At 46.0% G+C, this 24,361-nt stretch carries 21 protein-coding genes; 15 read left to right on the top strand and 6 right to left on the bottom strand.

Features of this window, described 5'->3' with window-relative positions; all coding sequences use genetic code 11:
* Nucleotides 1-21: 21 nt before the first annotated feature.
* Nucleotides 22-1,206 (bottom strand): DNA-processing protein DprA, encoded by a 1,185-nt coding sequence (gene dprA, locus Vgang_RS11820; RefSeq protein ID WP_105902927.1) that lies wholly within the window; start codon nt 1,204-1,206, stop codon nt 22-24.
* On the bottom strand, nt 1,203-2,303 hold the full coding sequence (locus tag Vgang_RS11825) for a LysM peptidoglycan-binding domain-containing protein (RefSeq protein WP_105903021.1): 1,101 nt from the start codon (nt 2,301-2,303) through the stop codon (nt 1,203-1,205). The genes dprA and Vgang_RS11825 overlap by 4 nt, the downstream gene beginning before the upstream one ends.
* Before the next feature lie 139 nt (nt 2,304-2,442).
* On the opposite strand from Vgang_RS11825, the gene def reads away from it, so the two are divergent.
* From def to Vgang_RS11850, 5 genes are all read left to right on the top strand, one after another.
* Complete coding sequence (gene def, locus Vgang_RS11830; RefSeq protein WP_211294093.1) at nt 2,443-2,955, top strand: peptide deformylase; 513 nt, start codon at nt 2,443-2,445, stop codon at nt 2,953-2,955.
* 30 nt (nt 2,956-2,985) lie between these two features.
* Complete coding sequence (gene fmt, locus Vgang_RS11835; protein ID WP_105902928.1) at nt 2,986-3,975, top strand: methionyl-tRNA formyltransferase; 990 nt, start codon at nt 2,986-2,988, stop codon at nt 3,973-3,975.
* Between the two features lie 84 nt (nt 3,976-4,059).
* Nucleotides 4,060-5,340 carry a 16S rRNA (cytosine(967)-C(5))-methyltransferase RsmB gene (rsmB, locus tag Vgang_RS11840; RefSeq protein ID WP_105902929.1) on the top strand — a complete coding sequence of 427 codons (1,281 nt, stop codon included), beginning with the start codon at nt 4,060-4,062 and terminating at the stop codon, nt 5,338-5,340.
* A gap of 87 nt (nt 5,341-5,427) precedes the next feature.
* Entirely contained in the window at nt 5,428-6,804 is a 1,377-nt protein-coding gene (gene trkA / locus Vgang_RS11845) for a Trk system potassium transporter TrkA (protein WP_105902930.1), read from the top strand.
* Nucleotides 6,805-6,821: 17 nt separating this feature from the next.
* On the top strand, nt 6,822-8,267 hold the full coding sequence (locus tag Vgang_RS11850; protein WP_105902931.1) for a TrkH family potassium uptake protein: 1,446 nt from the start codon (nt 6,822-6,824) through the stop codon (nt 8,265-8,267).
* Between the two features lie 88 nt (nt 8,268-8,355).
* Here Vgang_RS11850 and trhA read toward each other — a convergent pair whose 3' ends face one another.
* On the bottom strand, nt 8,356-9,012 hold the full coding sequence (gene trhA, locus Vgang_RS11855; RefSeq protein ID WP_105902932.1) for a PAQR family membrane homeostasis protein TrhA: 657 nt from the start codon (nt 9,010-9,012) through the stop codon (nt 8,356-8,358).
* Between the two features lie 112 nt (nt 9,013-9,124).
* Nucleotides 9,125-9,910 (bottom strand): sporulation protein, encoded by a 786-nt coding sequence (locus Vgang_RS11860; RefSeq protein ID WP_105902933.1) that lies wholly within the window; start codon nt 9,908-9,910, stop codon nt 9,125-9,127.
* 464 nt (nt 9,911-10,374) lie between these two features.
* Between Vgang_RS11860 and Vgang_RS11865 the strand changes: the two genes are divergently transcribed.
* The 4 genes from Vgang_RS11865 (at nt 10,375) to Vgang_RS11880 (ending at nt 13,913) form a co-directional block, all read left to right on the top strand.
* Nucleotides 10,375-10,641 (top strand): YihD family protein, encoded by a 267-nt coding sequence (locus tag Vgang_RS11865; protein ID WP_105902934.1) that lies wholly within the window; start codon nt 10,375-10,377, stop codon nt 10,639-10,641.
* Between the two features lie 183 nt (nt 10,642-10,824).
* On the top strand, nt 10,825-12,207 hold the full coding sequence (gene ccoG / locus Vgang_RS11870; RefSeq protein WP_105902935.1) for a cytochrome c oxidase accessory protein CcoG: 1,383 nt from the start codon (nt 10,825-10,827) through the stop codon (nt 12,205-12,207).
* 52 nt (nt 12,208-12,259) lie between these two features.
* Entirely contained in the window at nt 12,260-13,261 is a 1,002-nt protein-coding gene (locus Vgang_RS11875; RefSeq protein WP_105902936.1) for a serine/threonine protein kinase, read from the top strand.
* Nucleotides 13,262-13,313: 52 nt separating this feature from the next.
* Nucleotides 13,314-13,913 (top strand): thiol:disulfide interchange protein DsbA/DsbL, encoded by a 600-nt coding sequence (locus Vgang_RS11880; protein ID WP_105902937.1) that lies wholly within the window; start codon nt 13,314-13,316, stop codon nt 13,911-13,913.
* A 66-nt stretch (nt 13,914-13,979) separates the two neighbouring features.
* Here Vgang_RS11880 and Vgang_RS11885 read toward each other — a convergent pair whose 3' ends face one another.
* Together Vgang_RS11885 and Vgang_RS11890 are read right to left on the bottom strand one after the other, a co-directional pair.
* Nucleotides 13,980-14,924, bottom strand: a complete 945-nt coding sequence (locus Vgang_RS11885) for an acyltransferase (RefSeq protein WP_105902938.1) — start codon at nt 14,922-14,924, stop codon at nt 13,980-13,982.
* A 56-nt stretch (nt 14,925-14,980) separates the two neighbouring features.
* Nucleotides 14,981-16,504, bottom strand: a complete 1,524-nt coding sequence (locus tag Vgang_RS11890) for a YifB family Mg chelatase-like AAA ATPase (RefSeq protein WP_105902939.1) — start codon at nt 16,502-16,504, stop codon at nt 14,981-14,983.
* Between the two features lie 472 nt (nt 16,505-16,976).
* On the opposite strand from Vgang_RS11890, the gene ilvG reads away from it, so the two are divergent.
* From ilvG to murQ, 6 genes are all read left to right on the top strand, one after another.
* A complete protein-coding gene (ilvG, locus tag Vgang_RS11895) occupies nt 16,977-18,623 on the top strand; it encodes an acetolactate synthase 2 catalytic subunit (RefSeq protein WP_105902940.1) in 1,647 nt (548 codons plus the stop codon).
* A complete protein-coding gene (ilvM, locus tag Vgang_RS11900; protein ID WP_105902941.1) occupies nt 18,623-18,877 on the top strand; it encodes an acetolactate synthase 2 small subunit in 255 nt (84 codons plus the stop codon). Before ilvG ends, ilvM begins: the two co-directional genes overlap by 1 nt.
* Before the next feature lie 20 nt (nt 18,878-18,897).
* Entirely contained in the window at nt 18,898-19,836 is a 939-nt protein-coding gene (locus Vgang_RS11905; protein WP_105902942.1) for a branched-chain amino acid transaminase, read from the top strand.
* A gap of 83 nt (nt 19,837-19,919) precedes the next feature.
* Nucleotides 19,920-21,761 carry a dihydroxy-acid dehydratase gene (gene ilvD, locus Vgang_RS11910; protein WP_105902943.1) on the top strand — a complete coding sequence of 614 codons (1,842 nt, stop codon included), beginning with the start codon at nt 19,920-19,922 and terminating at the stop codon, nt 21,759-21,761.
* A 6-nt stretch (nt 21,762-21,767) separates the two neighbouring features.
* Complete coding sequence (gene ilvA, locus Vgang_RS11915) at nt 21,768-23,318, top strand: threonine ammonia-lyase, biosynthetic (protein ID WP_105902944.1); 1,551 nt, start codon at nt 21,768-21,770, stop codon at nt 23,316-23,318.
* Nucleotides 23,319-23,449: 131 nt separating this feature from the next.
* Nucleotides 23,450-24,349: an N-acetylmuramic acid 6-phosphate etherase gene (gene murQ / locus Vgang_RS11920; protein WP_105902945.1), complete on the top strand. Its 900-nt coding sequence runs from the start codon at nt 23,450-23,452 to the stop codon at nt 24,347-24,349.
* Nucleotides 24,350-24,361: the final 12 nt, after the last annotated feature.

The following is a 24,361-nucleotide window of genomic DNA, read 5'->3' on the forward strand; positions in this document are numbered from 1 at the left end:
TTTACCCTCCACGGCAACACGTTACTTTGGTTTGTTCCCTGTATTAAGAACATAACCACCTGGCACAGAAACCACATGCCCAGCCAATTCCAGCTCTAATATTTGCATCATGACTTCATGTACCGGTATATGGGTACGCTCTGCCAAGATATCAACTGGAGTAGCCTCATTTCCTACGTTAGCTAACAGTTGTGGAAATGGCAATGCTTGGCGAGTAAATGCTGAGGTTTTATTTTCGGTCTGCGTTTTATTTGCGGTTTGAGTGCCATCTGCAGCGTAAGTTAAGTCGAGTTGTGGTTGCGAATGTTGTGCATGAGATTGAAGCGATGAAACATGAGGGTTTAACTCATCCATGATATCTTGTGGGTTTAAGGCCAAATACGCCCCTTGCTGCAATAAACGATTGGTGCCGGCAAAACCGGATTGATAAATCGATCCAGGTAAAGCAAACACATCGCGATTTTGTTCAATTGCATAACGCGCAGTAATCAAAGAGCCACTGCGTTCCGCTGCCTCAACCACGAGAACCCCTTGCGATAGCCCACTAATAATGCGATTACGGCGAGGAAAATGTTCGGCACGCGGTTTGGCATCGGGTCGCAATTCCGACACCAAAGCTCCGCCATTTTGCATAATCCGCTGCGCCAAACCGTTATGCCGCGCAGGGTAAACTTGCTCCACACCCGAACCCAATACGGCAACCGTAGTGCCATTGGCAAGTAAGGCCCCATCATGAGCGTGACCATCGATACCTAATGCTAAACCACTGGTAATAGTTAACCCTTGTTGTGCGAGTTGAAAAGCAAAATCCTTGGCAGCCTTTAACCCATCAACACTGGCATGACGGCTACCCACTATCGCCACTTGTGGAGTATTCAATGCGGCCAAATTTCCTTTAATAAACAACACCGGCGGATGTGAAGACATTTGGCTGAGTAAATAAGGATAATCAGGCTCAAGTGGGGAAAGAATATGGTGTTCATCAGAGTCAGCTTGCCATTGCAAACAAGATTCCACTTCTCGATTGGAATCTTGTTGAATGTATTGAATCTGCGTGTCTTTTAAGCCGAGATGCTGTAATTGCTGAACTGAATATCGCACCAAGTTTTGCGGGGAGTCGACACTCATCAAACGCGACAATGCCACTCCGCCTAACTTAGGTGCGAAGCTCAACCTGAGCCACGCACTGAGTTGCTCTTCATTCATCCGGCGATATTAACATCTTGTGATTGAGACGCTAACGGCGAGACGGCAATGGAATCCGTGCGGATCGGCTCTAAACTTTGGGTTATCAAAGCCAGGCTAAACTTCGCGTACGGGCGAATCACCACCATTTGACCAATTGAGATAGGTGGCAGTTCTGCTGAGCTAAAACCATTCACGCCGACTTCTTTTTCGTAACGATAATCGCCTTTACCGCCATAAATCACCGCGCCCGCTTTGGCAAGATTAAAGCTGCTGCCTTGCTTTAAGCCATCATCAGAACCACGGTCGATGATCACCACTTGATTCTTAGCCATAAATTGATGGTTATCCATCGAGCCTTTAATATTGGCGACCAAACCTTGTGGCGCAGGCGTTGGCATAAAGGTGGTTGAGAGCATCATATCGTCGCCCATAATTGGTAGCGCAATATCGTTTTGTTTCACTTCTTGATGCTGAGTGACCACTTGCAACGCGCTGACTTTATCATTCGATTCTTTCAACTTGGTCTTGGCCACTAGGCGTAGAGAGTAAGCACTGGCATCCACATCATCGCCACTGCGCTCATACTCTTCCACTAAGCGATAAATCGCCCAATCTGGGTACGACACTTGACCATCAATATAAATGCGCTCATTGCTGCTTAAGAATTGACGACCTTCACTGGTGCCTAAGACTCGCAAAGCATTATCTTCATCGGCATCCGTCAATAATTGATCGGATTTCAAGTACGGCATCACTAAGCCATCATCCAACGTCGAAATCGCATCTTTATCGCTTTTACGCACATGAGGGCTGATTTTCTTCATTGGTTTTAAACTCAAAAGTGGCTGACCATTTTGCCAAGTCAATGTGAGCTTATCGCCAGGATAAATTAAATGCGGGTTTTCAATGCTTGGATTCACTTGCCATAAACGCGGCCATAACCACGGGCTATCAAGAAACAAGGCTGAAATATCCCATAAGGTATCGCCTTTTTTCACGGTATAAGTGTTTGGCGCCCCTTCTTTTAATACTAAAGGCGGCGTAGTGGATGTGGCAGCAACAACAGAAAAACTCACCACAAAAAAGAGAAATAACTTAAAAATTGAGTGTCTAATGTTTGGCATGACCTTTGATTCCTTGGTCGACATTTTGTCGCATAATGTGATTGGATGCTGTCATTTGCCTTATAAAATGTCTAGAATTGAGCCAATAAGGTTTAAGCTGTTTCGGCACAGTTCAATATTTAGAGTGTATATGTCTGTATTAAATGTATTAACGTTCCCTGATGATCGCCTACGCACCGTGGCGAAACCGGTGGAAAAAGTCACCCCAGAAATCCAAAAGATCGTCGATGACATGATTGAAACCATGTACGACGAAGAAGGTATTGGTCTTGCGGCCACCCAAGTCGATATCCATCAACGTATTGTAGTGATTGATATTTCAGATGAGCGCGATCAACCTATGGTGCTTATCAACCCAGAAATCATCGAAAAACGCGGTGAAGATGGCATTGAAGAAGGTTGTCTTTCTGTCCCTGGCGCACGAGCTTTGGTGCCTCGCGCAGCGGAAGTTACGGTCAAAGCCTTAAACCGTGATGGTGAAGAATACACCTTTGAAGCGGATGATTTATTGGCAATTTGTGTGCAACACGAACTGGATCACCTACAAGGCAAGCTGTTCGTCGATTACTTATCACCATTAAAGCGCAAGCGTATTAAAGACAAGCTTGAGAAAATTAAACGCTTTAATGAAAAGAACCAATAATCACGTCACACGTTAATTAACGAGGTTACCTTGAGCCAGTCTTTACGTATTGTCTTTGCAGGTACGCCAGATTTCGCCGCCCGTCACTTGGCGGCGTTACTTTCTTCCCAGAAAGGTTCTGCGCAGCAAAATTCCGATTACCAAATCATCGCCGCTTATACCCAGCCTGATCGTCCAGCAGGACGCGGTAAAAAGCTCACCGCCAGCCCAGTCAAACAACTCGCGCTTGAGCATGATATCCCAGTCTTTCAACCCGAGAACTTTAAATCGGATGAGGCTAAGCAGCAGTTAAAAGCCCTCAATGCCGATTTAATGATCGTGGTTGCGTATGGTTTATTGCTGCCACAAGTCGTACTTGATACCCCACGTTTAGGCTGTATCAATGTGCACGGTTCGATCTTACCGCGTTGGCGTGGCGCAGCCCCAATTCAACGTGCAATTTGGGCGGGCGATGCGGAAACGGGTGTCACCATCATGCAAATGGATATTGGTCTTGATACCGGCGACATGCTGAAAATAGCTACCCTACCGATTGAAAGCACAGACACCAGCGCGTCGATGTATGAGAAGTTAGCGGAGCTTGGCCCACAAGCCTTACTTGAATGTGTAGAAGATATTCGTCAAGGCAAAGCATTGCCACAAAAACAAAATGACGAGTATGCCAATTACGCCAAAAAACTCAGCAAAGAAGAAGCCAAAATTGACTGGAATGATGATGCCAAGCGCATCGAACGTTGCGTGCGCGCGTTTAACCCTTGGCCGATGAGCTTTTTCTCAATACAAGATGACAATGGCGAACTGCATAACATCAAAGTATGGCAATCTCGAGTCGAGACAGACTCTAGCCAAGCGCCTGCCGGCCAAATTATCCGCGCCGATAAAACCGGTATTTATGTCGCGACAGGCAAAGAGGTTCTGGTACTAGAGCAACTGCAAATCCCGGGCAAAAAAGCCCTGCCAGTACAAGATATTCTTAATGCTCGCAGCCAATGGTTTGCAGTAGGTAACACATTAGCTTAATCCAACCTAAGGCGCAGAAATGTGCCTTATTTGCTTTTATTATTCACACAATGACCACTTGTGATTTAAACAAGAGAAAACACCATGAACGTTCGTGCCGCTGCTGCCAAAGTCTTATTTGAAGTTGTCGACCAAGGCTATTCACTTTCTGCTGCTCTTCCTGCGGCACAGCAAACCATTCGTCCTCGCGACCACGCGTTATTACAAGAAATCTGCTACGGCGCGCTACGTTACTTACCGCGTTTAGAATCCATTGCCAATGAATTGATGGATAAGCCACTGAAAGGCAAACAACGTGTTTTTCACCATCTGATCTTAGTAGGCATTTACCAATTAAGTTTTATGCGCATTCCGCCGCACGCTGCGGTTGGCGAAACCGTAGAAGGCACACAAGCGCTGAAAGGCCCAAGGTTACGCGGCTTAATCAATGCCGTTCTGCGTAATTATCAACGCAACCAAGAACAATTAGATGCTAAAGCATTGGCCCACAACGCAGGTAAATATGTACATCCAAGTTGGCTGTTAAAATTGCTGCAAGAGGCTTACCCAAATGAGTGGCAAAGCATCGTTGAAGCCAATAACAGCAAAGCGCCGATGTGGCTACGTGTGAATCGTCAGCATCACACTCGAGATGAATACCTCACCCTACTTGAACAAGAGAACATTGAAGCGGAAACTCACCCTCAAGCTCAAGATGCGCTGCGTTTATTATCGCCGTGTGATGTCATGACACTACCGGGCTTTGATAGAGGCTGGGTTTCAGTACAAGATGCTGCCGCGCAGTTGTCGGTCGATTACTTACAACCACAAGATGGTGAATTGATTTTAGATTGCTGCGCCGCACCCGGTGGTAAAACCGCGCACATTTTAGAACACACCCAAAACACCCAAGTGGTGGCAATTGATTGTGATGACACTCGTTTAAAACGTGTACACGAAAACCTTGAGCGTTTGAATTTACAAGCGCAAGTGATTTGTGGCGATGCCCGTTATCCGCAAGATTGGTGGAATGGCGAGAAGTTTGATCGCATTCTGCTTGATGCCCCTTGTTCGGCAACCGGTGTCATTCGTCGTCACCCAGACATCAAATGGCTACGTCGCGGTAACGATATTGCCGCATTGGCTGAGCTGCAAAAAGAAATCCTAGATGCCATGTGGAAACAATTAAAACCACAAGGCACTTTAGTTTATGCCACTTGTTCCATCACACCACAAGAAAACGTAGAACAAGTGAAAGCCTTCTTAAAACGTACTGATAATGTAGAATTAATTGGCTCACAAACGGATAATCCAGGTCGTCAAATTCTTCCTGGTGAAGAAAACATGGATGGTTTCTATTACGCAGTCTTACGAAAAACCGCGTAATCCCAGGTTCAACAGACCCTACATGATGCTAACAGGTGAAATGCATATCACCGTTGATGAAAGTTAAATCAAGGTTCACGAAATATTATGAAAATCATTATTCTTGGTGCTGGACAAGTTGGTGGCACACTGGCTGAAAACCTAGTGGGTGAAAACAACGATATTACCGTTATTGATCGTAACACTGACCGCCTGCGTGAGCTGCAAGATAAATATGATTTACGTGTGGTGAATGGTTATGCCAGCCATCCCGATACATTACGTGAAGCCGGCGCGCAAGATGCCGACATGTTGGTAGCGGTCACCAACTCGGATGAAACCAACATGGCCGCGTGTCAGGTGGCGTTTACCTTATTTAACACCCCAAGCCGCATTGCTCGAATTCGTTCTCCTGAATACTTAGCGGAAAAAGATGCCTTATTCCAATCGGGCGCGATTCCGGTCGATCACCTCATCGCACCAGAAGAGTTGGTCACCAATTACATTGAACGCTTAATTCATTACCCAGGTGCATTGCAAGTGGTCAGTTTTGCCGACAAAAAAGTCAGCCTGGTTGCGGTAAAAGCCTACTACGGTGGTCCATTAGTCGGTAATGCGCTCTCAACACTGCGTGAGCACATGCCGCACATTGATACCCGCGTGGCCGCCATTTTCCGTCAAGGTCGCCCGATTCGTCCGCAAGGCACCACCATTATTGAAGCCGATGATGAAGTCTTCTTTGTCGCGGCCAGTAACCACATCCGCGCGGTAATGAGTGAATTGCAACGCCTAGAAAAAACCTACCGCCGCATCATGATTGTCGGTGGCGGTAATATCGGTTCAAGTCTGGCCAAATGCTTAGAAAAAGATTACAGCGTTAAATTGATTGAACGCAGCTACCAACGTGCAGAGCGTTTATCTGAAGAGCTAGAAAACACCATTGTTTTTTGTGGCGACGCCGCCGATCAAGAATTGCTCAATGAAGAAAACATCGACCAAGTGGACGTGTTTATCGCACTGACAAACGAAGATGAAACCAACATCATGTCCGCTATGCTCGCCAAACGTCTTGGTGCCAAGAAAGTGATGGTGCTGATCCAGCGCAGTGCTTACGTCGATCTCGTACAAGGCGGCACCATTGATGTGGCAATTTCACCGCAACAAGCCACGATTTCAGCCTTGCTGACTCACGTTCGTCGTGCGGATATTGTGAATGTTTCGTCTTTACGTCGTGGCGCGGCCGAAGCGATCGAAGCCATTGCCCACGGCGATGAAACCACCTCAAAAGTAGTTGGTAAAGCGATTGGTGATATCAAACTGCCACCGGGTACCACCATTGGTGCCATTGTGCGTGGTGAAGAAGTTCTGATCGCCCACGACCGCACCGTCATTGAACAAGATGACCACGTAGTAATGTTCTTGGTAGATAAGAAATATGTGCCTGACGTTGAACGCTTATTCCAACCAAGCCCATTCTTCTTATAACAGGTACTTGTCGTCTTATGGTTAACTATCGCCCCATATCGTTTGTACTCGGACTGGTGTTATCCAAAATTGCCTTGTTCATGTATGTGCCAACGCTTATGGCCTTTTTTACCGGTACCGATGGCTTTATTGAGTTTGGCCAAGCCTTAATTATTACTCATTTTGCCGCGTTTGTTTTCTTATCCATCGGTCGTACCAAACATTTTCGCCTTGGCGTGCGGGATATGTTCTTAATCACCACTCTGGTTTGGACCGTATCCAGCTGTTTTGCCGCACTCCCCTTTGTATTCATCAACCACATTAGTTTTACCGATGCCTATTTTGAAACCATGTCAGGCATAACCACCACAGGTTCAACGGTATTAAGTGGGCTCGATACTATGGCGCCGAGTATTTTATTATGGCGCTCAACTCTGCAATGGATTGGTGGGGTGGGCTTTATCGTGATGGCGGTGGCGATTCTACCTATGCTCAACGTTGGGGGCATGAAACTGTTCCAAACGGAATCCTCCGACTGGTCAGACAAAAGTAGCCCTCGCGCCAAAAACGTCGCCAAGAATATCGTGATTGTGTACATCACTTTAACTCTGCTGTGTACCTTAGGCTATTTGTACACGGGCATGGGTCTATTTGATGCCATCAACCATGCTTTCACCACCCTTTCAACGGGTGGCTATTCCACCACCGATCAATCGATGAACCATTTCTCCAATGGGGCGCACTGGGTTGGCTCACTCTTTATGTTCTTAGGGGGGTTGCCGTTCTTATTGTTTGTCACCGCATTACGTAAAAAAGACCCCAAAACGTTGATATTAGATGCCCAGGTACAAGGCTTTTTCTATTTGGTAGCAGTGACCAGTTTGCTGGTGGCATTATGGATGACCTTTCAAGATCACTATCAATTTATTGATGCCATTCGCATCTCCACCTTCAATATCATATCGGTCTTAACCACCACTGGGTTTGGCTTGGATGACTTTACCTCTTGGGGTGGCTTGCCATCAGTGGTGTTTGCTTTCTTAATGTTAGTGGGAGCATGTTCTGGCTCAACCGCAGGCGGCATCAAAATATTCCGCTTTCAAATTGCAGCAACCCTTCTCAACAAACAAATAATGAAATTGATTCACCCATCAGGCGTTTTCGTACAACGTTATAACCAGCGTCCAGTCAATGACGATATCGTGCGTTCCGTGGTGGCATTTGTGCTGACCTTCATTCTTACCGTTATTTTTATTGCAGGCTCACTCAGTGCCATGGGGCTCGATCCCATTACCAGCATTAGTGCTTCCATGACGGCAGTGGCGAACGTAGGACCGGGCATGGGCAGTGTGATTGGCCCAACCGGTAACTTTGCGCCACTACCTGATGCCGCAAAATGGTTACTCAGTTTTGGAATGCTAATGGGACGATTAGAAATTCTGACCATCTTAGTGATTTTCTTTCCTGCGTTTTGGCGTACCTAAGATTTTCATCTACACAAGCATCAAGAAATAAAAATGGCGAGCCGCATTCAAGCGATCTCGCCATTATTTTATCCAAGCTATAAACGCATTAACCTGCCACGACTACCGGTTCTACATAGAAATAAATACCAATGAAATGGCATACGCAGCCAGCCAACACAAATAAATGCCAAATAGCGTGGTTATAAGGAATACGTTTGACCGTGTAGAAAATCACACCCAATGAGTAAATCAACCCACCAGCCACCAGCCAAACCACGGCACGAATATCAAGGTGGGCCACGAGTTGATACACCACCACTAAAGATAACCAGCCCATAATCAAATAGCTGATCAAAGAAAAGGCTTTAAAGCGATAAACAAACGCGACTTTCATGATCACACCAAGAATGGCGATCAGCCAAATCACCACCATCAAACCAATGGCTAAGTTCGTACGCAAACCGACTAATAAAAATGGTGTGTAACTGCCCGCGATCAAAAAATAAATCGCACTGTGATCGAGCGTTTTCAGCCAGCGTTTAGCAGGAGGATGAGGAATCGCATGGTATAGTGTAGAAGCAAGAAACAGCACAATCACACTCGCGCCATAAATGCTCATGCTGACATAGGTTAATGTATCCGCACCAAAATTAGCGGCTTTTAACAGCAATACCACCAAAGCCACAATACCAAAAATCACACCTAAGCCGTGGCTAATACTATTCGCCACTTCTTCACGAATGGTATATTCCTGAGATGACATGTCACTCACCTTTGCAATAACAAGATAGAGCAATATTTTGGCATATTGAGCTTACACATGTAAGCCCAATTTAATTTATTTTATTTTTTATGACAAAGCGTACCGCGTTCGATCAAGTGGTTTGATCTAAAAACTCAAGCACCTTTTTACCTGCTTGCTGTGGATCTTCATCATGCTGCAGTACTAATTCACGCTTCAATTTATTGCTGCCAATGAAACTCGATAACATGCCGCCCATGCCTTTTTTCTGGCGATCCACTTCAAACCAAATTTTAAGATCATGTTCCGTCCGGTATGTCACGATTTCTAATTCACGCCAACGGCCATGAAATTCCCCACGCACAGGCACAAATTCAAACTCCTGAACAAAAGGCAGTTCAAACCCATCGACCGCTTCACACTCGACCTGACGAATACGCAAACCAGCCTCTTCTAACGCAGAGAAAATACCATCTTCTAATGGATCAGGACGCACAGTTAAAATATCGGTATCTTTCGGATCCGAAGCTAACGCAATATCGAGTTTTGTATCCAGCCATACTTTGGAATCACCCAGTGTGATCGGCGTATTCCACGGCACCTGTAGCTCAACTTCAAAGACTTTATCTTGATGCGGTTCAATATCAAACGCGTACGGCAGAGACCATTTATCCAACACAAATGTTTTGGCTTCTTTACTGCCTTGAACCTTACGCCCTTCCGGGTTCATTCTTTCCGCGCGATAACGGCAGCATAACTTGAGATAAATATTGTCAATGGATTGTGCTGTCGAGCCACCATAAACATGCACGTCCACCGCAACAGTTTGCCCTGGGTAAACCACATCTTGCTTCAAAATGGTATCGACTCTTGCCGAACCTATACCCAAACTCGCCAACGTCTTTTTAAAAAACGACATACATATTCCTCGCTTTTCATTGGTTTTTTTAAATTATTGTCAATTCAGTTAAATTCTGTGTTTATTGATAAAAAGCTTATCGCTTTAACAAATCATTGTGACTATACTATTACACAGTCGAAAAATTGTTCGATTACTGGTCATTATTAGGACAAACAATCTAAATACATAATGGTTGGATCAGGTAACAATTGCCATGGATGTGCGTTTTTATAGGCAATAAATTCTATGCGTCCCGTTCCTGTTAGAGCATCATTTTCTCGTGGTTCAGCATCACGTCGTCGTCACAGTTTCGTTGCAGTCCCTGTAGCAAAAACTCCTCAAACGCCGGCAACAGCAAACGAACAGAAATAGTTTCGCTCCAACAAACCTTATCTAAGAGCGTAGCATCATTTAGGTGCTGCGCTTTTTTTTAGAATTTGCTACCGTAGCCTAATAATCCTTACTTTATATATGGTGAAAATATGAAATGCCATCGCGTTAATGAACTGATCGAACTGCTCCACCCTGAATGGCAAAAAGATCCCGACCTCAATCTGCTTGAGTTTCTGGTTAAATTAAGCCAAGAAGCGGGTTATCAAGGCAAACTAGAAGAACTCACCGACGACGTTTTAATCTATCACCTCAAAATGCGCAATTCGGCTAAAGATGAAATGATCCCTGGCCTTGCCAAAGACAAAGAAGATGACTTCAAAACCGCCTTACTTCGCGCTCGCGGTATTATTCAATAATCAAGCAATTAACTCAGCTTAGCTATAGGCTAGGTTGACGTTATTTTGTACTTATTTCAATATCAAAGTGACAAATCTTGAAGCCCATTGCGGCTTCATTTTTTTATCCTCGGTATACTGTGGCACATTCGTTTCACATAATAAAAATCAAACACTGTGAACAGTGGCCAGCAAGGAAGTGACATGAGCAATGAAAGAATCGATGTCAAAGTCATCGACCCTAAAACCAACCGAGATGCGAACGGTAAAATTTACGTTCGTAAAAGCCAAGGTACTTTTCAAAAGCTACGCCGTTATGGTGGCTGGTTTCTTATACTGCTGTTTATTGCTCTGCCTTGGATCACTTACCAAGACCGCCAGGCCATTTTGTTTGATCTCGCTAAGCAACAATTTTTCTTCTTTGGTGCTAGCTTCTTTCCGCAAGATCTCACTTTATTAGCGTTAATTTTTGTCATTGCTGCTTTTGGCTTGTTCTTCTTAACTACTTTTTTAGGTCGAGTTTGGTGTGGCTATTTGTGCCCACAAACCGTTTGGACCTTTATCTTTATCTGGTTCGAAGAAAAGCTCGAAGGCCCCGCCAATAAACGCCGCAAGCAAGATAACAGCAAATACACTGGTAACCTTATGGCGAGAAAAGCCATCAAACACATTGCTTGGTGGGTGATTTCTATTTTTACCGGTTTAGTGTTTGTCGGATACTTCATTCCTGTACGTGAACTTTTTACTGAATTTTTCACTTTTGAATTGGGCTTTTGGCCTGCTTTTTGGGTGTGGTTCTTTGCCGCTTGTACTTATGGCAATGCGGGATGGATGCGTTCCATTATGTGTTTGCACATGTGCCCTTACGCACGTTTTCAATCGGCAATGTTCGATAAAGACACCTACATTGTTGGCTATGATGTAAAACGCGGTGAGCCACGTGGCCCTCGTTCACGTAAAGCGGAAAAACCGGCCCACCTTGGAGATTGCATTGATTGTAACTTATGCGTGCAAGTGTGCCCAACCGGGATAGATATCCGAAATGGGCTGCAATATGAATGCATAAACTGTGGCGCTTGTATCGATGCTTGTGATGAAACCATGGATAAAATGGGCTACCCACGCGGCCTCATCAGTTACACCACAGAACACAAATTGGCGGGCAACAAGACCAAAGTCATGCGCCCTAAACTACTGGGTTATGGCGCCGCTTTAATCTTGATTGTTGGCCTGTTCATCACCCAAGTTGCTGGGGTTGATCCAGCCAATATGAGCGTACTGCGCGATCGCAATCAAATGTATCGAGTGGATAATCAAGGTTGGATTGAAAACACCTACACCTTAAAAGTGATGAACAAAACCCAACAAACTCAGCAATACCACATTGATGTGAAAGGCTTAACCGATGTGAAATGGTACGGTAGCCAAACCATTAGCGTACCTGCAGGGCAACTCATTAGTCAGCCTATCAGCCTCGCGGTTAGCCCTGGGGAGTTAACCTCGCCGATTGTCAAATTTGAGTTTATACTCACCGACAATGATGGCTTTACCTTAGCGGTTGAAAGTCGCTTTATCAAAAAGCTCTAATTGAGAAACTTAATTAAGGAAAGGCTGAGTAATTGGCCTTTTTTATTATTCTATGAATCATCCTGACTCAGCTGAACTCGCGTTTAATTTTGATGGACTGACTCCCGACTTTATGTGGTATGCCTTGGAAAGTATTGGCATTCGCACAGAATCGGGCTTATTAGCGCTCAATAGCTATGAGAACCGCGTGTATCAATTTGTCGATGAAGACAAAAAACGCTATGTGGTCAAATTCTACCGCCCACAACGTTGGAGCCAAGAACAAATTCTTGAAGAACATCAATTTACCCAAGAATTACTCGAACAAGATATTCCCGTTGCGCCACCGTGTGTGATCAATGGTTCTACCTTGCACCATTATCAAGGTTACCTATTCGCCTTATTTGATAGTGTCGGCGGGCGACAATTTGAAGTGGATAATCTCGATCAACTGGAATGGGTTGGCCGATTTATGGGACGCATTCACCAAGTGGGTCAATCGAAACCTTTTACTCATCGCCCAAGCATGGGATTGGAAGAGTATTTATACCAACCAAGGCAAATCCTGCAACAGTCGAGTTTTATTCCTAGCTACTTAGAAAATAGCTTTTTTAGCGATCTCGATAGCTTGATAGGGCAAATTGAGCAACATTGGTTTACACCTTCATCGCAAATTCGATTGCATGGTGATTGTCATCCCGGCAATATCTTATGGCGCGATGGGCCGATGTTTGTTGATTTGGATGACGCGCGTAATGGCCCGGCAGTACAAGATTTATGGATGCTGCTCAGTGGTGAGCGTCAAGATCAACTCATGCAGCTCGACATTATTTTGGAAGCCTACTCCGAATATTGCGAATTTGATCATAACCAATTGAAACTGATCGAGCCTTTACGTGGTCTCAGAATGGTGCACTACATGGCTTGGCTGGCAAAACGTTGGCATGATCCGGCGTTTCCAATTGCATTTCCTTGGTTTAACGATGCAAAATACTGGGAAAACCAAGTGCTCAGTTTTAAAGAACAACTATCTGCGTTACAACAACCAGCGCTCACCCTGACCCCTCAATGGTGATGATTGAAAACTGGTCGTAACTCACCTGAAATGAAATGGAGTGAATTCAACAATGAAAAAAATTTTTGCCCTCTGTGCCACACTGCTACTGAGCTTCGCCGCTCACGCAGAACGCTTTCCTGAAGGTGATTACTACAAGGTTCTCGATCTTCCAAAAGCCAGCTCACCAACCGTGACCGAGTTTTTCTCTTTCTACTGCCCACATTGTCACGCGTTTGAGCCTATGATCGGCGCACTGAAAAAACACCTTGATGGTAACGCTGAGTTTGAAAAAGTCTCTGTGTCATTTATGGGTGGCAACATGGGTAAACCAATGAGTAAAGCTTATGCCACCATGGTTTCTCTTGGCGTAGAAGACAAAATGGTGCCGGTGATGTTTGCACGCATTCACGATCAACGTAACCCACCAAAAGACGAAGCTGAATTACGTCAAATCTTCTTAGATCACGGTGTTTCTGCTGAAGATTATGATGGTACCTACAACAGCTTTGCGGTTGATTCTATGGTGCGTCGCTTTGATAAGTCATTCCAAGAAGCTGGTCTATCTGGTGTACCAACCGTTGTGGTCAACAATAAATACGTGGTTGATGCGGGTAAGGTAAAAGACATTAACGAATACTTTGATTTGATTGATTTCTTATTGAAAAAGTAACCCTCTTCTAATGCAAAACGGGAAGCCTCATTAAGCTTCCCGTTTTTTTATTGTGCTATTTTTCATCTAATTTTTCACATCTGAAAAGGTTTGATGCTGCTGGTATAGTTCATCAAGGTAGGCATCTTTGTCTTTCCAACGACCACTGAGCCAAGACTGAAACTCTCGCTTAAAGGCCGGCTGATTGAAATAATCCCCTTGCGGCACTTGTGACATCGGCACCACATCAATCTTCACCACAATCTTAGTCAGCTTTCCTGTCAACATATCGCGAAATGGCGTTTGAATGTTCTCTGGATAGGCTAATGTTACATCCACCACATATTCAAACTGCTCCCCCATCGCCGCTAATGTATAGGCTATGCCGCCCGATTTAGGTGATAACAAGTGCTGATAAGGTGAACGGCGATTCGCGGCTTTATCATAACTATGACGCGTGCCTTCCACATAGTTCACCACTGTGGTTGGCGTGTACTGAAACTTTTCACATGAACGGCGCGTGGTTTGTAAATCTTGGCCTTTTTTCTCTGGGTGTTTTGCCAAATACTCTTTGCTATAGCGACGCATAAACGGCATATCCAGCGCCCAACACCCCATGCCGACAAACGGCACAAATAACAATTCATACTTTAAGAAAAATTTCGGCATCGGTATGCGATGACGCAGCACGCTACACAACACCACAATATCCGCCCAGCTTTGATGGTTACAAATCACCAAATACCAACCCTTTTGGGTTAATTGCTCACCACCTTCAATCTGCCATTCCACCGGGTTAATCACATTCAAGGTGGCATTATTAATGGTTGCCCATATCCACATCATTCGGTTGGCAACAAACGTCATCGCGCGCTTGACCGGAGCAAGAGGCAGTAAACATTTCACCACTGCAGTCAAACAAATGCCTAGTGATACTATTGCGGTATTCATGATCACAATAAAGCAACTGATAATAAAACGAATAGCCGTCACAACATTCTCACCCTTATAGACGCAGAAAAAACACGGCATTATATACTTTTATCGCCCATTGTTGAGTGTATTTCATCTACGCTTGATCCAGATCGCTATACCGCTTGCGCTGTCAATTGCTTGAGTAAGCGGTCCATATTTCGATAACCCAATGCTTCGGCCAAATGCGCTTTTTGAATGGTGTCAGATTGTGATAAATCTGCAATGGTGCGCGCTACTTTTAAAATGCGATGATACGCCCGTACTGATAAACCTAATTGATGCAAAGCATGTTCTAAAAATTCCGCATCGGGCTTAGATAATACACAAACGGTCTCGATTTCACGGCTATTAAGCAGAGCATTAACTTTGCCGCTGCGCTTGAGCATCACTTGTCTGGCTTGCCACACTCGCTGTTTCACCACTTGAGTCGGCTCTCCTCGATCACCACCTTGCGATAATGTGCCTTTCGGCAAAGCTGGAATTTCTATCGACATATCAAATCGATCCAGTAATGGGCCTGATAAGCGGCTTAAATAACGTAAAATCATTTGTGGATTGGCGCGAGTTTGCGAGCCTTCATAATAACCGGTAGGGCTTGGATTTAGCGCACCGACTAATTGAAAGCGAGCCGGAAAGCGCGTTTTACCAGCCGCGCGCGATATGATAATTTCGCCCGATTCTAATGGCTCACGTAATGAATCAAGAACTTTGCGATCAAATTCAGGCATCTCATCTAAGAACAATAAGCCATTGTGCGCCAGTGATATTTCACCCGGCCTTGGAATCGAACCACCGCCCACCAATGCCGCCATTGAACTGGAGTGATGAGGAGCGCGAAACGGACGATTCTTCCAATTATGATGATTGATTTCCACATCGGTGAGAGACGCAACCGAGGCACTTTCTAGCGCTTCATCGTCATTCATTTCAGGTAATAAATCACACAAACGCGATGCCAACATGGTTTTCCCCGTTCCCGGCGGGCCTAAAAATAACAAGTTATGTGAACCGGCGGCGGCGATTTCTAACGCACGCTTTCCTTGCTGCTGGCCAATAATATCTTGCAGATCGCGTTCATTATTTGGCTCTGTTAGTGCATCAGGCGAGGTAAATAACCCCATGGTTTGCTGACCACATAAATCCGCGCATACTTCCAATAAGGCCGCGGCTGATTTATGCAAACCTTGCCCCACCAACGCCGCTTGATCACCATTATCATTGGGCACGACTAAACTGCGTTCAATTTTCAAACACGCTAAGGCTGCCGGAAGCACACCTTTCACTTTGCGTAATTCGCCCGATAACGCCAACTCTCCGACAAATTCATGACTATCGAGTTTATTGATCGCAATTTGTTGTGACGCCGCTAAAATCCCCAAAGCAATAGGCAAATCAAAACGTCCACCTTCTTTGGGCAGATCCGCCGGCGCTAAATTGACGGTGATACGTTTGGCGGGGAACTCAAAATTGGAATTAAGAATGGCGCTGCGCACTCGATCTTTGGATTCTTTGACCGTGGTTTCTGGCAACCCCACCAGCGAAAAACCGGGCATGCCGTTGCTTATGTGGACTTCGACAGTGACTTCTGGCGCTTCTACCCCAACACAAGCGCGACTGTGTATGATTGCTAACTCCATTTTATCTATCCTTTAGTGATTCATTTCAATCTATCACTTCCTATATACAAACTTTGCGCTTAGCTTGTCGGTGAAAAAAGTGTGAGTTTTTGCTTGTAATCTGAACAGTCTTTGTGATACCACTAACAGTAGGAACTGAGTTACACCTTCAAATGGAATTGAAATGAACTTTATCGCTCGTATTCGTACTCTGATTATTCTCCTTGTCGTGGTCATTATTCAGTCCGCGCGGGGATTAGTGAGCGAAAAGTAACACCAGACACTATTAAGCCCCCGCACTTTAAGTCGGGGGCTTTTTTTATCCATTTTTAAAATCCGAGACACAGCTTAAAATCCGAAACACACTTTAAAACCAAATACACACTTATGGCCATGACAGAATAATAAAATAGACAGCCAGTAGCAGGACAAGGAAGAGAGCCATGCAAACAGCACCACAGAAACATTCGACCCGCGCGCAGGAGGCACACCAATGACAGGAGCAGAATTGGTAGTCAGCGCACTACAACAAGAAGGCATCAAAACCGTATTTGGTTACCCAGGCGGTGCCATCATGCCAATCTACGATGCGCTTTATGATGGCGGCGTAGAGCATATTTTATGTCGACACGAGCAAGGTGCGGCAATGGCGGCTATCGGTATGGCACGTTCCACTCAAGATGTGGCGGTGTGCATGGCAACATCAGGTCCAGGTGCAACTAACTTAGTCACTGGCCTTGCCGATGCATTAATGGATTCCATTCCTATTGTTGCCATCACCGGACAAGTCGCCAGTAGCCACATAGGTACCGATGCGTTTCAGGAAATGGATGTGATTGGCATGTCGCTTTCTTGTTGTAAACACAGCTACCTAGTCACTGACGTTAACGAACTTGCCCCAACCCTTTCTGAAGCTTTTGAACTTGCGAAATCTGGTCGTCCTGGCCCAGTATTGGTTGATATAGCCAAAGATGTGCAACTGGCCCAAGCGCCGACCAAAATCTTACCGGAATTCACGCCACCGGCACTGCCAATTGCGAGCAAAAACGCCATTACCCAAGCACAACAAGTCTTAGCCAAAAGCCGCAAGCCAGTATTGTACGTTGGCGGAGGGGTGCAACTAGCCAAAGCGACCGAGACGGTACGTGAGTTTTTAAATCTGAACCCAATTCCTGCGGTCAGCACCTTGAAAGGCTTAGGGACGATTGAGCGTCATTACCCACACTACCTCGGCATGTTAGGCATGCACGGCACTAAAGCCGCTAACCTAGTGGTACAAGAGTGTGATTTGTTGATTGTGGTTGGTGCGCGTTTTGATGACCGAGTAACCGGCAAGCTAGATACCTTTGCCCCACACGCCAAAGTTATCCATCTTGATATTGATGCCGCCGAATTCAACAAATTACGCCATGCTCATGCGCCATTACGTGGTGATTTGAATGTCCTGCTGCCACAACTGGAAGTCAGCAACGATGTGTCGGAGTGGACCGAACACTGCGATCGCCTAAGAAAGAAATTCAAATGGCGTTATGATCACCCTGGCGATTTGATCTACGCACCTAAGCTATTAAAACAGCTAAGCGATATGATGCCAGACAGTTCCATGGTATCGACCGACGTAGGACAACACCAAATGTGGGCCGCGCAGCATATTCAACCTCGCGCGCCACAAAACTACATCACTTCTGCCGGTCTTGGCACCATGGGCTTTGGTTTGCCTGCCGCGATGGGGGCGAAAGTCGCTCGTCCGCAAGATGAATCTATTCTGATCACTGGCGATGGTTCATTTATGATGAACATTCAAGAACTTGGCACCTTAAAACGTCGCCAAATTCCAGTCAAAATGGTGCTACTCAACAACCAACGTTTAGGCATGGTGCGTCAATGGCAATCGCTGTTTTTTGATGGCCGCCACAGTGAAACCATCCTAGATGACAACCCTGATTTCATCATGCTAGCCAAAGCCTTTGATATTCCGGGCAAAACCATTACTCGTAAAGAGGAAGTCGAGCCGGCACTAAAAGAAATGCTCGCCAGTGAAACCTCTTACTTACTGCACGTACTGATTTCAGAAGAAGAAAATGTTTGGCCATTAGTGCCACCGGGCGCAGCAAACCAAGATATGTTGGAGAATACCTAATGGACAGATATCAATTAAATATAAAAGCCGACGACAAGCCAGTATTACTTGAACGAGTGTTGCGCGTGATTCGACATCGTGGTTTTATAATCCGACAAGTGATCGCCACCGTAAACCACGAAAGTAATATCGCTAGCGTCGAGATCATTGTCGACAGCAGCCGCCCAATCTCAATCCTGATCAATCAAATTGAGAAATTGTGGGACATTCGCACCGTTGAGACCGAACTGCTGCAAACACATCTATCAGAATAAAAAATTAAAGGAATAATACTATGGCTACGAATACTGCTGATTTCATTTGGTTCAATGGCGAAATGGTGCCTTGGGCGGACGCTAACGTTCACGTACTCACTCATGCCATGCACTATGGTACTTCTGTTTTTGAAGGTATCCGTTGCTACAACACCCCAAATGGTCCAATTGTATTTCGCCATAAAGAGCACATGCAGCGCTTAGAAGATTCCGCCAAGATTTATCGTTTTCCTATTCCTTATTCTGTTGAAGAAATGATGGAAGCGTGTCGTGAAACGCTACGTGCCAACAAACTCGATTCGGCTTACATTCGCCCACTGGGTTTTGTCGGCAACGTTGGTTTGGGTGTTTGCCCTCCGACTGACACTAAAATGGAGCTCATCATCGCTGCTTTCCCTTGGGGGGCTTACCTAGGTGAAGAAGCGCTAGCCAATGGTGTGGATGCCATGATTTCTAGCTGGAATCGCGCCGCACCCAATACTATTCCAACCGCGGCCAAAGCGGGTGGTAACTACTTATCATCATTATTGGTGGGTGGTGAAGCTCGCCGTCATGGTTACGATGAAGGTATTGCACTAAGCGTAAATGGTTATATTTCAGAAGGCGCGGGCGAAAATATCTTTGTGGTGAAAAATGGCAAAATCATTACGCCACCTGCTACCAGCTCAATTTTACCGGGAATTACTCGTGATTCTATAGTCACTCTCGCCAAAGATTTAGGCTACGAGATTGAAGAAGCAAATATTGCTCGTGAAGCGCTTTACCTTGCCGATGAAATCTTCATGACAGGCACAGCCGCGGAAATTGTACCGGTACGCAGCGTCGATCAAATTACGGTTGGTGCCGGCAAACGCGGCCCAATCACAGAGAAAATTCAATCCACCTTCTTTGGCCTATTTAACGGCACCACTGAAGACAAATGGGGCTGGCTCGATCCTGTCTACCCACAAGGTAAATAGCATCCACAAGGTAAATAACGCCCAGTAGATGAACAATTTCTCTGTATTATCAATTTATTAAGATTTAAAAAGGACTTTATATTATGCCTATCTACCGCTCCGCCACCACCACTCATGGTCGCAATATGGCTGGTGCTCGTGCTTTATGGCGTGCAACTGGCGTGAAAGAAGAAGACTTCGGCAAACCTATCATTGCTGTGGTAAACTCATTTACTCAATTCGTACCCGGCCACGTACACCTAAAAGACATGGGCCAACTGGTTGCCGCTGAGATTGAAAAAGCCGGCGGCATTGCCAAAGAATTCAACACCATTGCGGTTGATGACGGTATCGCCATGGGCCACGGCGGCATGTTGTACTCCTTACCTTCTCGTGAATTGATCGCCGACTCAGTCGAATACATGGTCAATGCTCACTGCGCCGATGCCATGGTGTGCATTTCCAACTGTGACAAAATCACCCCGGGAATGTTAATGGCTTCATTGCGCCTTAATATTCCAGTGATCTTTGTTTCAGGCGGACCAATGGAAGCGGGTAAAACTAAGTTATCGGATCAATTGATCAAGCTAGACTTAGTGGACGCCATGATCCAAGGCGCCGATCCAAAAGTGTCTGATGAGCAAAGCCAGCAAGTCGAACGTTCCGCTTGCCCAACCTGTGGTTCGTGCTCAGGTATGTTCACCGCTAACTCGATGAACTGTTTAACCGAAGCGCTCGGTTTAAGCCAACCGGGTAATGGTTCGATGCTGGCCACCCACGCTGACCGTGAACAACTGTTTTTAAAAGCCGGTCAACGTATTGTTGAACTCACTAAACGTTACTACCTAGAAGATGATGCTTCTGCCCTACCGCGCAATATCGCCAATAAAGCCGCGTTTGAAAATGCCATGGCGCTGGACATTGCGATGGGCGGCTCAACCAATACCGTATTGCATCTATTAGCTGCGGCGCAAGAAGGTGAAGTCGATTTCGACATGAGCGACATTGACCGCATGTCTCGCCAAGTGCCGCACTTATGTAAAGTGGCCCCTTCAACTCAGAAATACCATATGGAAGATGTGCATCGCGCCGGTGGGGTGATGGCGATTCTAGGTGAACTGGATCGCGCTGGCCTATTGAATAACCAAACCAAAACCGTATTAGGTTTGACCATGGCCGAGCAATTAGCGCAATACGACATCATGCAAACCCAGTCGGATGATATCAAAACCTTCTTCCGCGCCGGTCCTGCTGGTATTCGCACCACCAAAGCGTTCTCACAAGATTGCCGTTGGGATACCTTAGATGATGACCGCGCTGAAGGTTGTATTCGCACCAAAGAACATGCCTTTAGCCAAGATGGTGGCCTAGCGGTTCTGAGCGGTAATATCGCCCTTGATGGCTGTATCGTAAAAACCGCCGGCGTAGATGAAAGCATTCTTAAATTCCAAGGCCCAGCGGTGGTGTTTGAAAGCCAAGAAGATGCGGTTGAAGGTATTTTGGGCGGAAAAGTTAAAGCCGGTGATGTGGTGGTGATCCGCTACGAAGGCCCGAAAGGTGGCCCTGGTATGCAAGAAATGCTGTATCCGACCACTTATCTAAAATCCATGGGACTAGGTAAAGAATGCGCGCTATTAACCGATGGTCGCTTCTCTGGCGGTACTTCTGGTTTATCGATTGGTCACGTTTCACCAGAAGCGGCCAACGGCGGTACCATCGGCCTCGTTGAGCCAGGAGATACGATTAGCATCGATATTCCAAACCGCTCTATCACGCTCGACATCAGTGAAGCAGAACTGGCTGAGCGTCGTGAAAAACAAGATGCTAAAGGTTGGAAACCAGCTGACCGTGTACGCCAAGTATCTTACGCACTGAAAGCCTATGCCATGCTCGCCACCAGCGCCGATAAAGGTGCAGTGCGTGATAAATCTAAGCTAGAGGAGTAATCCTTTATGCCAGAAGACACACAATCCACAGCTTTACCTTACACTGGCGCGGAATATCTGCGCCACATTCTACGCGCACCTGTGTATGAAGCGGCGATAGTCACGCCATTGCAAGACATGACTCGTTTATCGGAGCGCTTAGGCAACAAGGTTCAGCTCAAACGTGAAGACCGCCAACCGGTGCATTCTTTTAAACTGCGTGGCGCTTATAACATGGTCGCCAGTTTAACCGATGCGCAAAAGCAAGCCGGCGTGATCACTGCATCTGCCGGTAACCATGCACAAGGCATCGCGCTATCGGGCAGCTTACTCAATATTAAAGCCATCATTGTGATGCCAAAAACCACGCCTGATATTAAAGTCACGGCGGTACGTAACTTTGGTGGTGAAGTGCTCCTACATGGCAGCAATTTTGATGAAGCCAAAGCCGAAGCGGAAGGTCTCGCCGAGCTACACAGCTACTCTTATGTGCCGCCATTTGATCATCCGTTGGTGATCGCAGGTCAAGGCACGATTGGTATGGAAATGCTGCAACAAAATGGCCATTTAGATTATATCTTTGTGCCTGTTGGCGGTGGTGGTTTAGCCGCTGGCGTCGCAGTATTAATCAAGCAATTGATGCCTGAAATAAAAGTGATTGCCGTTGAGCCGGAAGATTCCGCCTGTTTGAAAGCCGCGCTCGATGCAGGTAAACCAGTACCACTGGATCGCGTTAGCATGTTTGCCGATGGCGTGGCAGTGAAAATCATCGGTAATGAAACCTTCCGCGTTTGCCAAGAATACCTAGATGGACACATTACCGTTTCTAGCGATGAAATCTGCGCCGCGGTCAAAGACATCTTTGAAGACACCCGCGCCATTGCCGAACCTTCGGGCGCTCTTGCTTTAGCCGGATTGAAAAAGTTTGCCGAGCAAAACCAGCTCAAAGGCAAACAATTGGGTACGGTTTTATCGGGTGCGAACACTAACTTCCACGGCCTGCGTTATGTGTCGGAGCGTTGTGAACTGGGTGAAAAACGAGAAGGTTTACTAGCCGTCACCATTCCAGAACGTAAAGGCGCTTTCTTTGAGTTCTGTAACCTGATTGGCGGACGCGCGGTTACCGAATTTAACTACCGCTATAACGATGACAGCCAAGCTAATATTTTTGTCGGCGTTCGCTTGCAAGACGGCCAAGCCGAGCTGGATCATATTGTGGAAGATTTGCGCCAAGGCGGTTATCCAGTGGCGGATTTATCCGATGATGAAATGGCTAAACTGCACATCCGCTACATGGTCGGAGGCAAGCCTCTCAAACCATTACAAGAGCGTTTATACAGCTTTGAATTTCCAGAATCACCGGGCGCTCTGCTGAAATTTTTAAGCACGCTCGGCACCCATTGGAACATCAGCCTATTTAACTACCGCAACCACGGCGCAGACTATGGCCGAGTATTATGTGGTTTTGAATTGGAAGATTCCGATTTAGAGCGTTTCTCTGCGCATCTTAAAGAGCTCGGCTATCAATACAAAGATGAAAACGACAGCCCGTCGTATAAGTTCTTTTTGGCCAAATAAACTACCTATTAATAACCTACCTCTTAAAGCGACCTAATTTGGTCGCTTTACTTTTCCAAGTCCGTTGCTGCGTTTACTTTCTGCTTCATCAGGCTTATGTTATGCCAAACCCGTTTTGAGCGAGAGAGAGCATGAAAATCGATTTAACCCAGTTAGTCACCGAAAGCCGCAACCAAGCCAGTGCCGAAATAGATAATCTATCGACACTGGATATGCTGACCGTCATTAACCAAGAAGATCAAAAAGTGCCACTCGCGGTACAAAGTCAATTGCCTCAAATTGCGCAAGCCGTCGATACCATCACTCAAGCTTTTTCTGAAGGGGGTCGCTTAATTTATATGGGTGCTGGCACATCTGGTCGATTAGGTATTTTGGATGCCAGTGAGTGCCCACCAACCTATGGTTCCAATCCTGACTTAGTGGTTGGGCTAATTGCTGGTGGTCATCAAGCCATTTTAAAAGCGGTAGAAAATGCCGAAGACAATAGCGAGCTTGGCAAAAGTGATCTTGCGTCTCTCAATCTCAGTTCAAAAGATATGGTGGTGGGCATCGCGGCCAGTGGACGTACGCCTTATGTCATCGGTGGTATGCAGTATGCTCAACACATTGGCGCAAAAACCGTTTCCATTGCCTGTAATCCAGGTTGTCCAATGGAAGAACATGCCCATATCGTCATCACACCAGTTGTTGGGCCGGAAGTAGTGACCGGCTCTTCACGTATGAAAGCAGGGACAGCGCAAAAACTCATTTTGAATATGCTCACCACGGGTGCCATGATAAAAAGTGGCAAAGTGTTCGGTAACCTTATGGTTGATGTCGAAGCCACTAACGCTAAGCTGATTCAACGCCAAACCAATATTGTGGTGGAAGCGACTGGAGCAACAGTCGAGCAAGCGGAACAAGCGCTCAATGCCTGCGGACGTCACTGTAAGACAGCCATTTTAATGTTATTGGCTAATATTGATGCCCAGCAAGCAAAGCAACGCTTAGAGCAACATAACGGCTTTATCCGCCACGCATTACAAGATTAACCCCACGCCGCA

Origin of the sequence: Vibrio gangliei, assembly GCF_026001925.1 — a bacterium.
In the GTDB taxonomy this organism is placed as follows: domain Bacteria; phylum Pseudomonadota; class Gammaproteobacteria; order Enterobacterales; family Vibrionaceae; genus Vibrio; species Vibrio gangliei.

Bases quoted from the DNA above. Each gene is read 5' to 3' on its own strand.
- def (WP_211294093.1), top strand. From the start codon at position 2,443: ATGTCTGTATTAAATGTATTAACGTTCCCTGATGATCGCCTACGCACC.
- trkA (WP_105902930.1), top strand. From the start codon at position 5,428: ATGAAAATCATTATTCTTGGTGCTGGACAAGTTGGTGGCACACTGGCT.
- trhA (WP_105902932.1), bottom strand. From the start codon at position 9,012: ATGTCATCTCAGGAATATACCATTCGTGAAGAAGTGGCGAATAGTATT.
- Vgang_RS11850 (WP_105902931.1), top strand. From the start codon at position 6,822: ATGGTTAACTATCGCCCCATATCGTTTGTACTCGGACTGGTGTTATCC.
- murQ (WP_105902945.1), top strand. From the start codon at position 23,450: ATGAAAATCGATTTAACCCAGTTAGTCACCGAAAGCCGCAACCAAGCC.
- Vgang_RS11890 (WP_105902939.1), bottom strand. From the start codon at position 16,504: ATGGAGTTAGCAATCATACACAGTCGCGCTTGTGTTGGGGTAGAAGCG.
- ccoG (WP_105902935.1), top strand. From the start codon at position 10,825: ATGAGCAATGAAAGAATCGATGTCAAAGTCATCGACCCTAAAACCAAC.
- ilvM (WP_105902941.1), top strand. From the start codon at position 18,623: ATGGACAGATATCAATTAAATATAAAAGCCGACGACAAGCCAGTATTA.
- ilvD (WP_105902943.1), top strand. From the start codon at position 19,920: ATGCCTATCTACCGCTCCGCCACCACCACTCATGGTCGCAATATGGCT.
- Vgang_RS11905 (WP_105902942.1), top strand. From the start codon at position 18,898: ATGGCTACGAATACTGCTGATTTCATTTGGTTCAATGGCGAAATGGTG.
- Vgang_RS11875 (WP_105902936.1), top strand. From the start codon at position 12,260: ATGAATCATCCTGACTCAGCTGAACTCGCGTTTAATTTTGATGGACTG.
- ilvG (WP_105902940.1), top strand. From the start codon at position 16,977: ATGACAGGAGCAGAATTGGTAGTCAGCGCACTACAACAAGAAGGCATC.
- Vgang_RS11885 (WP_105902938.1), bottom strand. From the start codon at position 14,924: ATGCCGTGTTTTTTCTGCGTCTATAAGGGTGAGAATGTTGTGACGGCT.
- Vgang_RS11880 (WP_105902937.1), top strand. From the start codon at position 13,314: ATGAAAAAAATTTTTGCCCTCTGTGCCACACTGCTACTGAGCTTCGCC.
- rsmB (WP_105902929.1), top strand. From the start codon at position 4,060: ATGAACGTTCGTGCCGCTGCTGCCAAAGTCTTATTTGAAGTTGTCGAC.
- dprA (WP_105902927.1), bottom strand. From the start codon at position 1,206: ATGAATGAAGAGCAACTCAGTGCGTGGCTCAGGTTGAGCTTCGCACCT.
- Vgang_RS11865 (WP_105902934.1), top strand. From the start codon at position 10,375: ATGAAATGCCATCGCGTTAATGAACTGATCGAACTGCTCCACCCTGAA.
- Vgang_RS11860 (WP_105902933.1), bottom strand. From the start codon at position 9,910: ATGTCGTTTTTTAAAAAGACGTTGGCGAGTTTGGGTATAGGTTCGGCA.
- ilvA (WP_105902944.1), top strand. From the start codon at position 21,768: ATGCCAGAAGACACACAATCCACAGCTTTACCTTACACTGGCGCGGAA.